8 protein-coding genes are annotated in these 12,963 nt (G+C 74.0%); 6 read left to right on the top strand and 2 right to left on the bottom strand.

Annotation, left to right across the window (positions count from 1 at the left end):
• The first annotated feature begins 43 nt into the window (after positions 1-43).
• A complete protein-coding gene (locus tag EAO70_RS31860) occupies positions 44-1,789 on the top strand; it encodes an ABC transporter ATP-binding protein (protein ID WP_148006259.1) in 1,746 nt (581 codons plus the stop codon).
• Positions 1,786-3,594: an ABC transporter ATP-binding protein gene (locus tag EAO70_RS31855; RefSeq protein WP_148006258.1), complete on the top strand. Its 1,809-nt coding sequence runs from the start codon at positions 1,786-1,788 to the stop codon at positions 3,592-3,594. The genes EAO70_RS31860 and EAO70_RS31855 overlap by 4 nt, the downstream gene beginning before the upstream one ends.
• A gap of 153 nt (positions 3,595-3,747) precedes the next feature.
• Here the strand turns inward: EAO70_RS31855 and EAO70_RS31850 are convergent, their stop codons facing one another.
• The gene (locus EAO70_RS31850; protein ID WP_148006257.1) at positions 3,748-5,154 is read right to left on the bottom strand and encodes an MFS transporter; all 1,407 of its coding nucleotides are present in this window, start codon (positions 5,152-5,154) and stop codon (positions 3,748-3,750) included.
• Between the two features lie 261 nt (positions 5,155-5,415).
• Here EAO70_RS31850 and EAO70_RS31845 point away from each other — a divergent pair, with 261 nt between their 5' ends.
• The 4 genes from EAO70_RS31845 (at position 5,416) to EAO70_RS31830 (ending at position 10,582) form a co-directional block, all read left to right on the top strand.
• Positions 5,416-6,006, top strand: coding sequence for a TetR/AcrR family transcriptional regulator C-terminal domain-containing protein (locus tag EAO70_RS31845; protein ID WP_261993138.1), 591 nt, complete (start codon positions 5,416-5,418; stop codon positions 6,004-6,006).
• 223 nt (positions 6,007-6,229) lie between these two features.
• Positions 6,230-8,260: a M4 family metallopeptidase gene (locus EAO70_RS31840; protein WP_148006255.1), complete on the top strand. Its 2,031-nt coding sequence runs from the start codon at positions 6,230-6,232 to the stop codon at positions 8,258-8,260.
• A gap of 125 nt (positions 8,261-8,385) precedes the next feature.
• A complete protein-coding gene (locus EAO70_RS31835; protein ID WP_148006254.1) occupies positions 8,386-9,045 on the top strand; it encodes a response regulator transcription factor in 660 nt (219 codons plus the stop codon).
• Entirely contained in the window at positions 9,038-10,582 is a 1,545-nt protein-coding gene (locus tag EAO70_RS31830) for a sensor histidine kinase (RefSeq protein ID WP_148006253.1), read from the top strand. The genes EAO70_RS31835 and EAO70_RS31830 overlap by 8 nt, the downstream gene beginning before the upstream one ends.
• A 56-nt stretch (positions 10,583-10,638) precedes the next feature.
• On the opposite strand, the gene glgP is transcribed toward EAO70_RS31830, so the two are convergent.
• Positions 10,639-12,963: alpha-glucan family phosphorylase (gene glgP / locus EAO70_RS31825; protein ID WP_148006631.1), on the bottom strand; the 2,325-nt coding region annotated here is incomplete at its 5' end.

The following is a 12,963-nucleotide window of genomic DNA, read 5'->3' as shown; positions in this document are numbered from 1 at the left end:
CCCCACCCCCGACTCCGCCGACGCCCCCGGCGAGCGCTCCGCCGTGCGGACCCTGCTGCGCCTCTGGCCGTACGTGCGGCCCGTGCGGGGGCGGCTGTTCACGGCCGCGTTCGTCGCGATCGTCGCGTCCTGTCTGTCGCTCGTCATCCCGCTCGTCCTGAAGTGGCTGGTCGACGGGCCGGTCGCGGACCGGGACCCGGGCGGCGTGTGGCTGGGGGCGCTCTACCTCCTGCTCCTCGGCATCGCCGAGGCCGTCCTCTTCGGGTACCGGCGGTGGCTGGTGGCCCGTCCGCTGTCGGGGGTGGAGGCCCGGATGCGGGCCGACCTGTACGGCCGGCTCCAGCGGCTCCCGATCGCCTTCCACGACCGGTGGGCCTCCGGCCAGCTCCTCTCCCGCGGCACGACCGACCTGATGCTGGTCCGGATGTTCCTGGCCTTCCCGCTGACGTTCCTCCTGGTCAACGGCGTGACGATCATCGCAGGATACGTCCTGCTGCTCGCCCAGGACTGGTCGCTCGGGCTCGTCCTCCTCACCCCCGTCATCCCCCTCGTCATCGTCTGCTCGATCTTCGAGGGCCGGTACGGGGTGGTCGCGCGGCACGCCCAGGACCAGGTCGGCGACCTGACGACGGTGGTCGAGGAGAGCGTCCTCGGCATCCGGATCATCAAGGGCTTCGGCCGCCACCGCAGCCAGGCCACCGCCTTCCGGGAGCTCTCCGGCCGGCTGCGCGGCACGGAGCTGATCAAGGCCCGGCTGCTCGCGATGATCTGGGCGGTCATCACCTTCGTACCGGAACTGGCCATCGGGGCGGCCCTCGTCCTCGGCACGGTCCAGGTGGCGGACGGGAACCTGTCGGCGGGCACCCTCGTCGCGTTCCTGTCGACGGCGCTCGCGCTGCGCTGGCCGGTCGAGTCGATCGGCTTCCTGCTGGCGATGAGCCAGGAGGCGGCGACCGCGACGGAACGGTACTTCGAGGTGATGGACGCGGAGGAGGAGCCCGAGACGCCCGCCGCCGGTCCGGCGGCGGCCGGCGGGCCCGGCGGGGTGCGCTTCGAGGGCGTGTCGTTCCGCTACCCGGACGCGCCGGCCGACGCGCCGCCCGTCCTCGACGGCGTCGACCTGCACATCCGCCCCGGCGAGACGCTGGCCCTCGTCGGCGGCACGGGCTCCGGCAAGACCACGCTGACCGCCCTCGTACCGCGGCTGCACGAGGCGTCCGGCGGCCGCATCCTCCTGGACGGCGAGGACATCGCCCTGATGGAGCGGGAGCGGCTGCGGTCCCTGGTCTCCATGGCGTTCGAGGAGCCCACCCTGTTCTCCGCGACCGTCGGGGAGAACGTCCTGATGGGCACGGACGGCGCGGCGGGCGAACCGGAACTGCGCCGCGCCCTCGACGTGGCACAGGCGGAGGGCTTCGTCGGGCGGCTGCCCGAGGGCGCCGCGACCCAGGTCGGCGAGCAGGGCCTGAGCCTGTCCGGCGGCCAGCGCCAGCGGCTCGCCCTGGCGAGGGCCGTCGTCGGACGCCCCCGCTTCCTGGTCCTCGACGACCCCCTGTCCGCGCTCGACGTCCACACGGAGGCACGGGTGGAGGCGGCCCTCCGGGAGGTCCTCCGGGACACCACGGCGCTGGTCGTGGCGCACCGCCCGTCGACGGTGCTGCTCGCCGACCGGGTGGCGCTGCTGTCCCGGGGCCGGATCACGGCCGTGGGTACCCATCACGAACTGCTGCGCAGCAGCGAGGAGTACGCCTGGCTGATGTCCGGCGAAGGCGAGGGCGGGAACCGATGACCGAGCAGCAGACCAGCGACCCCTTCGACCGCGACGACCTCCCGGCACCCCCCGGGGCGACGGGCGCCCTGCTCCGTTCGCTGCTCGGGTCCCACCGCGCGCGGGTCGCGGTCGCGGCCCTCGTGCTCCTCGTCAAGGAGGCCGCGGTCCAGGCGGGCCCCCTCCTCGTCGCGTACGCCATCGACCGGGGCGTCCCGGCCTTCCGCGCCGGCGACCACGGCCCCGTCCTCGCGGTGGCCCTCGGCTACCTGCTCTGCGCGGCGCTCTCCGGGCTCCTCCAGTACGTCTTCGTCCGCGGCGCGGCCCGTATCAACCAGGACGTGCTGCTCGACCTGCGCGGCCGGATCTTCCGGCACGCGCAGGTCCTCAGCGTCGACTTCCACGAGCGGTACACCTCGGGCCGGCTGATCTCCCGCTCGACCACCGACGTCGAGTCCCTCCGGGAGCTCCTCTCGGAGGGGCTGCAGGAACTGATCGGCGTCGTCCTCTCCTTCGTCTCGATCTCGGTGATCCTGCTCTGGCTCGACCCGGGCATCGGGGCGGTCGCGGTGGCGTCCTTCGTCCCCCTGATGGTGCTGGTGCGCGTCTACCGGCGCCGGGCCGGAGCGGTGTACGCCGAGCGGTCGACGGCCATCGCGGGCGTCATCGTGAAGTTCGCGGAGACGATGAACGGCATCCGTCCGGTCCGGGCGTTCCGCCGGGAGCGGGTGAACAACGCCGAGTTCGCGGCGCTCAACCACCGGCACGAGCGCAGCAACGGCGACGCGCTCCTGGAGATGGCCCGCTACGTCGTGGGGTCACGACTGGTGGCCAACACGGCGGTAGCCGGGATGTGCCTCTGGGGCGCCTACCGGGTGGCGTCGGGCTCCCTGGAACTGGGCGTCCTGGCGGCGGCGGTCCTGTACATGCGACGGCTGTACGACCCGATCGACCGGCTCGGCATGTTCCTCAACTCGTACGAGTCGGCTGCCGCGTCCCTCACCAAGATCGCCGGCCTGTTGGCGCAGGAGCCGGGAGTGCCGGAGGCCGCGGCGCCCCGCCCCCTGCCCGCCCGCACCGGCACGCCCGGCCGCGAGGTGGTCTTCGACGGCGTCCGCTTCGCCTACCGCACGGGCGGCGAGGTGCTGCCCGCCTTCGACCTGACGATCCCGGCCGGCCAGACGGTGGCGGTGGTGGGGGCCACGGGAGCGGGCAAGTCCACCCTGGCGAAACTCCTCGCCCGCTTCTACGACCCCACGGACGGCGCGGTACGGCTCGACGGCGTGGACCTCCGTGACCTGAGCACCCCGGAGCTGCGCCGGGGCGTCGTCATGGTCACCCAGGAGGCGTTCCTCTTCTCGGGCACGGTCGCCGAGAACATCGCGATCGGCCGCCCGGACGCGACCCGCGAGCAGATCGAGGACGCGGCCCGCGCGATCGGCGCCCACGACTTCATCGAGGGCCTGCCGGACGGCTACGACACGGACGTACGCAAGCGGGGCGGGCGGATCTCGGCGGGCCAGCGCCAGCTGGTCGCCTTCGCGCGGGCCCTGCTGGCGGACCCGGCGGTCCTCATCCTGGACGAGGCCACCAGCTCGCTGGACGTCCCGGGCGAACGGGCGGTGCAACGGGCCATGGACACGGTCCTCGCGGGCCGCACAGCGGTGGTCATCGCCCACCGCCTGTCCACGGTCGAGGTCGCGGACCGGGTCCTGGTGATGGAGGCGGGCCGGATCGTGGAGGACGGGGCGCCGTCGGACCTGGTGACGGGCGAGGGCCATTACGCGGGGCTGCACCATGCCTGGCGGGAGAGTCTGGTGGGCTAGGCAGTGGGGGACGTTCCGGGGGGSCGCGTTCGGGACGTAGAACGTGATTTGTGGCGTGAACAGAGCGTTCAGGGAGACTGCTCCCGATGCGCCGTAAATCATGAGTCCCGAATGCGGCCCCCGGAACGKCCCCCACGGCACCACCCACGGGTGTCAGCCCCGCACCCGCCGCAGCAGCACGAGCGACAGCACGGCCGACGCCGCCATCAGCCCGGCCGCCCCCACCGCCACCGCCCCCATCGCCTCCACGAACGCGGTCCGCGCGGCGTCGAGCACCGCAGGACCCGCCGTCAGCGCGCCGCCCAGGGTCTCGCGCGCCGCGGCGGGGACGGAGGCGGGCAGCGCGCCGGTGTAGACCGCCGCCCCCAGGGTGCCCAGGAGGCCCATGCCGAGCGCCCCGCCGAGTTCGGCTCCCGATTCCAGCACGGCGGCGGCCGACCCGGCGCGCTCGGGCGGGGCGGCGCCGAGGGCGAGTTCGTTGGCAAGGGTCATCGCGGAGACGAGCCCGCCGGCGTAGACGGCGCTGCCCACGATGACGGCCCACAGGGGCGTGCCGCGGTCGATGCCGGCCAGCGAGGCGAAACCGGCGGCGGCCAGCAGGAACCCGCCGGCCATGACGTACGCCCGGTCGACCGTCCGGGCGAGCGCCGCGGCGGCGGGCGCGGCGGCCAGCACGCCCACGGTCGGTACGAGGCTCCAGAGCGCCGCCTCGAACGGGCTCTGGCCCAGGACGGACTGGAGGTACTGGGTGAGGAAGACGGCGAAGCCCACCGTCGCCGCCATCGCGAGGAGGTTGGCGAGGACGGACCCGCCGTAGGCCCGGTTCCGCAGCAGCGCGAGGTCGACCATGGGGTGGGCGAGCCGCGCCTGCCGACGCAGGAAGAGGAGCCCGACGAGCAGGCCGACGGTCACCCCGGCCGCCGGGAGGGGGGCCCAGCCGTCCTTGGCAAGTTCCTTGACGCCGTGGACGAGCGGCAGCAGCGCGCCGAGCGAGAGGGCCGCGCTGAGGACGTCGAACCGTCCGGTGGCGGTCCCCTTGGACTCGGGCAGCAGCAGGGGGCCGAGGACGAGCAGCAGGGCCATGGCGGGCAGGTTGACGAGGAAGACGGACCCCCACCAGAAGTGCTCGACGAGCGCGCCGCTGACGACGGGGCCGAGGGCGATGCCGCTCGCCATCACGGAGGTCCACAGGGTGACGGCCTTGGCGCGCTGGGCGGGGTCGGTGAAGAGCACCCGGATCAGGGCGAGCGTGGCGGGCATGAGGCAGGCTCCGCCCACGCCGAGCAGGGCGCGGGCGCCGATCAGGGCGCCGGGGGTGTGCGCGTAGGCCGCGGCGGCGGAGGCGAGGCCGAACAGTGCGGTGCCGCCGAGGAGGACCTTGCGGCGCCCGACACGGTCGCCGAGCGCGCCCATGGTGATGAGGAGTCCGGCGAGGACGAAGCCGTAGATGTCGAGGATCCAGAGCTGTTCGGTGGCGCCGGGCCGGAGGTCGGCGCTGATGGCGGGGAGGGCGAAGTAGAGGACGGAGACGTCCATGGAGACGAGGAGCAGCGGCAGCATGAGGACGCCGAGGGCGGTCCACGCGCGGCGGTCGGCGCGGGCGGGGCCGGGTCCGGCGGCGGGGTCCGGGTGGGCCCCGGCGGGAGCGGCTCGGGGAGCGCCGGCTCCGGAACGGCCTCCGGCTCCCGGGTCCGCGGCGGTACGGGGACGGGGACTCGGGTCCACCGGGGCGGGGGCGGGCCGGCGGCTCCCCTCACCCGTGCGGAGATCGTCGCCGCGGCTCTGCGGCTGGCGGACGCGGAAGGGCTGCACGCGCTGACGATGCGCAGGGTGGCGACCTTGCTGGGGGTGTCGACGATGGGCCTGTACCGGCACGTTCCGGGGAAGCCGGAGCTGGTCCGGCTGATGACGGACGCGGCCTGCGGCGAGGTTCCGCTCGGCCCGGCGCCGGCGCACTGGCGGACGGCGCTGGAGCAGGGTGCGCGCTGGCTGCGCGAGGTGTACGCCCGGCATCCGTGGCTGGCGCACGCGATGGCTTCGTACACGCGGCCCGTGGCGACGCCGCACGCGATGGCGTACACGGAGTGGATGTTGCGGGCGCTGAGGCATACCCCGCTCACTTCGGAGCAGAAGTTGCACACGCATCTGGCGATCTTCGCGTACGTGCAGGGGTTGTCGATGGCGGACGATCTGGAGGAGCAGGCCCGACAGGATTCAGGCATCTCCGACAGCGAGTGGATGGAACAGAACGAGCCACGCTTCGACGCGATCCAATCGGCTGGCTCGTACCCGGAGCTGGCCTCCGTGGCGAGTGGCGACGGGTTCGGTCTCGATCTGCGGACGCTCTTCGAATTCGGGCTCGGGCGAACATTGGACGGCATTGCGGCCTTGATCGACGAAACGTCCGCTTAACGAACACGGCCTTACGTGCATCGAACGATTTCCGGCCAACTTGTCGACGCACTCCTGACAGGTCCTCGTCATTCCTGTCACTCTCTCCCCGGCTCTTCGCACCACAGTTCAGCGCTTCACCCGAACGAGTCCGCGCCAAGTGAACGTGCTCCACAGCTCTGCTTGCTCCGCCCGGATGGGCCACCCCAGCCCGCCGGTACCCCCCTCGCAAGAAGGAGTCTGCGTGAGATCCACGCCCAGCCGTCGCGCCACCGCGACCGGCGCTCTGATCGCTGCCGCCGCCATGCTCGCCGTGAGCGTCCAGACGGGTGCCGCCACCGCGGCCGACGCCCCCTGGAGCATCGCCCCGAAGGCCCAGCAGGGCACGTCGGCGAACCCCGGCAAGCTCCCGGCCGACCTCACCCCCGCCGAGCGCACCGCGCTCATCAAGGCGGCCGACGCCGGCAAGGCCGCCCAGGCCAAGGAACTCGGCCTCGGCGCCCAGGAGAAGCTGGTCGTCCGCGACGTCGTGCAGGACCGCGACGGCACGACCCACACGCGCTACGAGCGCACCTACGCCGGACTGCCCGTCCTGGGCGGCGACCTGATCGTCGCCGAGACCAAGGCCGGGAAGACCACCGGGGTCACCAAGTCGACCCGCGCGGAGCTCAAGAACATCCCCACCTCCGCCACGCTGGCCCCGGCCGCCGCCGAGAAGCAGGCCGTCGGCCTCGCCAAGGCGGACGGCTCCGACCGGGCCAAGGCCGACCGCGCCCCGCGCAAGGTCGTCTGGGCGGCCAACGGCAGCCCCGTCCTCGCGTACGAGACCGTCGTCGGCGGCCTCCAGCACGACGGCACCCCGAACGAGCTGCACGTCGTGACGGACGCGAAGACCGGCGCGAAGCTCTTCGAGTGGCAGGCCATCGAGACCGGCACCGGCAACACGCAGTACAGCGGCCAGGTGACCCTCGGCACCGCGCCCTCGTACACGCTGACCGACACCGGCCGCGGCAACCACAAGACGTACAACCTCAACGGGGGTACGTCCGGCACCGGCACGCTGTTCACCAACAGCACCGACGTGTGGGGCAACGGCACGCCCTCCAACAAGGAGACGGCCGGCGCCGACGCGCACTACGGCGCCGCGCTCACCTGGGACTACTACAAGAACGTGCACGGCCGCACCGGCATCCGCGGTGACGGCGTCGGCGCGTACTCCCGGGTCCACTACGGCAACGCCTACGTCAACGCCTTCTGGTCGGACTCCTGCTTCTGCATGACGTACGGCGACGGCGCGGGCAACACCAAGCCCCTGACCTCCATCGACGTGGCGGCCCACGAGATGACGCACGGCGTCACCTCGAACACGGCCGGCCTGGTCTACAGCGGCGAGTCCGGCGGCCTCAACGAGGCCACCTCGGACATCTTCGCGGCGGCCGTCGAGTTCTACGCCAACAACGCCAACGACCCGGGCGACTACCTGGTCGGCGAGAAGATCGACATCCGCGGCAACGGCACCCCGCTCCGCTACATGGACAAGCCGAGCAAGGACGGCTCGTCCAAGGACGCGTGGTACTCCGGCCTCGGGGGCATCGACGTCCACTACTCCTCGGGCCCGGCGAACCACTGGTACTACCTGCTCTCCGAGGGCAGCGGCGCCAAGACCGTCAACGGCGTGAACTACGACTCGCCCACCTCCGACGGCCTGCCCGTCACCGGCATCGGCCGCGACAAGGCCTCGCTGATCTGGTTCAAGGCGCTCACCACCAAGTTCAGCTCGAACACCAACTACGCCGCGGCCCGCACCGGCACCGTCGCGGTCGCCACCGAGCTGTACGGCGCCAACGCCCCCGAGACCCTCGCGGTCCAGCACGCCTGGGCGGCCATCAACGTCGGCACCCGGCCCGGCGGCGGCGAGCCGCAGCCCGGCAAGGTCTTCGAGAACACGGCCGACGTGTCCATCCCGGACAACGGCGCCGCGGTGACCTCCACGGTCAACGTCACGGGCATCACGGGCAACGCCCCCTCCGCCCTCAAGGTCGACGTCAACATCGTCCACACCTACCGCGGCGACCTCGTCGTCGACCTCGTCGCCCCGGACGGATCGGCCTACAGCCTCTCCAACCGCTCCGGCGGCAGCGCCGACAACATCGTCCAGACCTTCACCGTGAACGCCTCCTCCGAGGTCGCCAACGGCGCCTGGAAGCTCCGCGTCCAGGACAAGGCCTCGGTGGACACCGGCTACATCAACAGCTTCAAGCTCACCTTCCCGTAGGCCCCGCGAGGGCAGACGGGTGAGTGAGTGAACCCGAGTCACAAGTGCCGGACGCCCGGAGGGATCCTTCCCTCCGGGCGTCCGTGCGTCCGGGCCCCCGCGGCCCCCTCCGTACCCTGGGACCCATGATCAGGGTGCTGCTGGCCGACGACGAGACGATGATCAGGGCCGGGGTGCGGGCCATCCTCGCCACCGACCCCGGGATCGAGGTGGTCGCCGAGGCCGGCGACGGCCACGAGGCCGTCGAGCTCGCCCGCGAACACCGCCCCGACGTCGCCCTCCTGGACATCCGGATGCCCCGCCTCGACGGGCTCGGCGCGGCCGAAGAACTGCGCGGGGCCGTCCCCGGCACCGCCGTCGTCATGCTCACCACCTTCTCCGAGGACGCGTACATCGCCCGCGCCCTCGGCGGCGGGGTCAGCGGCTTCCTGCTCAAGTCCGGGGACCCGCGCGAGCTGATCGCCGGGGTCAGGGCCGTGGCCGGCGGCGGCGCCGCCCTCTCCCCCACCGTCGCCCGCCGGGTCATCGACACCCTCGGCGGCGAGCGCCTCACCCGCGCGGCCGCGGCCCGTGCCCGCCTCGACCGCCTCACCGGCCGCGAGCGGGAGGTCGTCGCCCTGCTCGGCGCCGGACTCTCCAACCAGGAGATCGCCGACCGCATGTACGTCGTCGAGGGCACGGTCAAGGCCCATGTGAGCGCCGTCCTCGCCCGGCTCGGCCTGCGCAACCGGGTCCAGCTCGCGGTCCTCGCGTACGAGGCGGGCCTGGTGACCGGTGATGCGTGAGCCGGCCCGCGAGCCGGCCCGCGAGCGCCTCTTCGACCTCCTCCTCTGGCTGCTGCTCTGTGTGCCGGTCCTGCTGAAGTCGGACCCGAACGACGGCGGCAGCTGGACCCGGGTGACGGTGGGCGTGGTGGTCCTCGCGGGCTGCGTCGCGGTCAGCCGGAGGTGGCCGCTGGTGTCGCTCGCGGCTACGGTGGCGGCGAGCCTGCCGGCCAGCCTGGAACTCTTCACCCCCTCGTACAGCCTGGCCCTGGTCGCCTTCGGCTACCTCGCGGGCCGCCGCCAGGAGCACACCCGGGCCGCGCTCTGGCTGTTCGGCGCGGTCGCGGCCACCGGCCTGGCCCTCACCTGGATCACCCGCACCTCGCTCGGCCAGTGGTTCACCCTGCTGCTCGCCCTCGCCCTCGCCGTCGTCGCGCCCTGGCTGATCGGCCGGTACGTGCGCCAGTACGACCGCCTGGTGCGCAGCGGCTGGCAGCTCGCGGACCGGATGGAACGGGAGCACGCGGCCGTCGCCGACCGCGAGCGGCTGCGGGAGCGGTCCCGGATAGCGGGCGACATGCACGACTCGCTCGGCCACGACCTGGCCCTCATCGCCATCCGCGCGGGCGCCCTGGAGGTCTCCCCCGACCTGGGCCCCGAGCAGCAGCGGGCGGCGGGCGAGCTGCGCCGGGCGGCGGCCGACGCGACGGCCCGGCTGCGGGACATCATCGGCGTCCTGCGCGAGGAGGACGACACCGCGCCGACCAGCCCGGCCGGCGAGACGGTCGAGGAACTCGCGGCCCGCGCCCGCGCGTCGGGGCTCACGGTCACCCTCGCCGCGACGCCCGTGCCCACGCTGCCGGGGATGTCGGGGCTCGCCCTGCACCGGGTCGTCCAGGAGGGCCTCACCAACGCGGCCAAGCACGCGCCCGGCGCGGCGGTCGCCCTGACCGTCACCCCGCAGGACGACGAGGCCGCGACGGTACGGGTCGAGGTGGTCAGCGGCCCCGGCACGGGCGCGCCCCCGCTCGGCGCCCGCTCCGGCGGGACAGGTCTCGTCGCGCTCGGCGAGCGGGTCCGGCTCGTCGGCGGCACTCTCGGCCACCGCGTCACCGAGGACGGCGGCTTCGCCCTGACGGCGGTGCTGCCGCGCCGGGCCCCCGCGCCGCTGCCCGCCGCCCCCACCTCGGCCAGGGAGCTGGACCTGGCGCGCCGCGAGGTCCGCAAGGGTCTGGCGCGGGCGATCTGGATCCCGCTGGCCCTGCTCGCCGCGCTGGGCGCGCTGATGCTGGGGGTCGCCGCGTGGACGCAGGCGCAGTCGTATCTGGAGCCGGACGACTACGCGCGGATCCGGCTCGGCCAGACCCCCGCGCGGCTCGACGCCCTGATCGACGACTGGCCCGAGCATCCGCTGGACGGCCGGCCGCGGGCGGCTCCGCCGGAGCCGCCCGGGATGGACGAGTGCCGGTACTACCGCTCGACGATGCTGGCCGCCGTGCCGGTGTACCGGCTGTGCTTCGTCGACGGGCACCTCGCCGACAAGGCCGAGGTGCCCTAGACCGTGCCGCGGGGGGAATCCGGTCCGGCCGGGCCGGACTCCCCCGCTCGGGGGCGCTACCGGAGCAGCACGCCGGCCCCCTCGCCCGTCGTCTCCTCCGGCAGGGCCGCCAGGCCGAGTTCCGCCGGGTGGGCGAGAAGCGGGTGGGAGGGGCGGACCCGGACCGTGCAGCCGAAGGAGCCGGTGCGGTCGAGCGCCAGGGTGCCCGCGTACGGCTGCCTGCCCTCCAGGTCCGGGCCGCCCGCCGGCTTCAGCGGGACGGCGCGGAGGTCGGCGAGGGTGTCGTCGGCGTCGACCCGGCCCGTGACGGCCTGCACCTCGACGTCGTCGGGGGCGAGCGCGCCGAGGGCGACCCGGACCCGGACGACCGGGGTCGCGCCGAGCTCGGCGTCGGCGAGGTCGTCCGCGAGGTCGTCGCCGACCTCGACGCGGTCGACGGCCACCTTGGGCCAGGCCTCCCTGACCCGCGCCTTCCAGGCCGCGAGCTCCCGCGCCCGCTCCGGGGTGAGCGCCCGGTGCGCGGCGGCCGCGGGCACGTACAGCCGCTCCACGTACTCGCGGACCATCCGGTCGGCGAGCACCTTCGGGCCGAGGTCGGTGAGGGTGCGGCGGACCATCGCCGTCCAGCCGGCCGGGACGCCGTCGGGACCCCGGTCGTAGAAGCGGGGCGCGACCCGGCGTTCGATCAGCTCGTAGAGGGCGGCGGCCTCCAGGTCGTCGCGTCGCTCCTCGTCCGCGGCGGCGGCCCCGTCGGCGGTGGGGATGGCCCAGCCGAAGTCGGGCTCGTACCACTCGTCCCACCAGCCGTCGAGGACGGAGAGGTTGAGGCAGCCGTTGAGCGCGGCCTTCATGCCGCTGGTGCCGCAGGCCTCCAGGGGGCGCAGGGGATTGTTGAGCCAGACGTCGCAGCCGGGGTAGAGGCCTCGGGCCATCGCCATGCCGTAGTCGGGCAGGAACACGATCCGGTGCCGGACCCGGGGGTCGTCGGCGAACCGGACGAGTTCCTGCACGAGCCGCTTGCCGCCGTCGTCGGCGGGGTGCGCCTTGCCGGCGACGACGAGCTGCACGGGCCGCTCGGGGTGCAGCAGCAGCGCCCGCAGCCGGTCCTTGTCCCGCAGCATGAGGGTGAGCCGCTTGTACGAGGGGACCCGGCGGGCGAAGCCGATGGTGAGGACGTCGGGGTCGAGGACGGAGTCCGTCCAGCCGAGTTCGGCGGCTGCCGCTCCGCGCTGCCGCCAGGAGGCCCGCAGCCGCTCCCGTACGTCGGTCACGAGCCGTTCGCGCAGGGTGCGGCGGAGGTCCCACAGCTCGCGGTCGGCGGGGTCGGGGCCGAGCCGGCCGACCTCGGGGGCGACCCAGGTGGGGGCGTGCACGCCGTTGGTGACGGAGGTGATCGGGACCTCCTCGGCGTCGAACCCCGGCCAGAGTCCGGCGAACATGGCCCGGCTGACGGCCCCGTGGAGGGTGGAGACGCCGTTGGCGCGCTGGGCGAGGCGCAGGCCCATGGCCGCCATGTTGAAGACCCCGGGCTCGCCGCCCAGCGGGGTCTCGTCGCCGAGGGCGAGGACCTTGCCGGTGTCGACGCCGGGGAGCTCGCCGTCCTCGCCGAGGTGGCGGGCGACCAGCGCCCGGTCGAAGCGGTCGATGCCGGCCGGGACGGGGGTGTGGGTGGTGAACACGGTCCCGGCGCGCACGGTCTCCAGGGCGCTGTCGAAGTCGAGTCCCTCGCCCTGGAGTTCGCGGATGCGTTCGAGGCCGAGGAAGCCGGCGTGGCCCTCGTTGGTGTGGAAGACCTCGGGGTCGGGGGTGCCGGTGAGCCGGGTGTAGGTGCGGACGGCGCGGACGCCGCCGATGCCGAGCAGCATCTCCTGGAGGAGCCGGTGCTCGCCGGCGCCGCCGTACAGCCGGTCGGTGACGCTCCGCTCGCCGGGGGCGTTCTCCTCGACGTCGGAGTCGAGCATGAGGAGGGGGACGCGGCCGACGCGGGCGATCCAGAGGTGGGCGTGCAGGCTGCGGCCGCCGGGCAGGGCGAGGGTGATCCGGGCGGGGCTGCCGTCGGGCTCGCGGAGGAGGGTGACCGGCAGCTCGCCGGGGTCGAGGACGGGGTACTGCTCCTGCTGCCAGCCGTCCCGGCCGAGGGACTGGCGGAAGTAGCCGTGCCGGTAGAGCAGGCCGACGCCGATGAGCGGGACGCCGAGGTCGCTGGCGGACTTGAGGTGGTCGCCGGCGAGGATGCCGAGGCCGCCGGAGTACTGGGGCAGGGCGGCGGTGACGCCGAACTCGGGCGAGAAGTAGGCGAGGGCGGCGGGTGCGGCGGGCGTCGCGCCGACCGCCCGCTGGTACCACCGGGGGGCGTGCAGATAGGTGTCGAGGTCCTCGGC

The organism is Streptomyces sp. adm13(2018) (genome assembly GCF_008042145.1).
GTDB lineage: Bacteria > Actinomycetota > Actinomycetes > Streptomycetales > Streptomycetaceae > Streptomyces.
The sequence above is the reverse complement of the archived record's forward strand: the minus strand, read 5'-3'. Positions and strand labels throughout refer to the sequence as shown.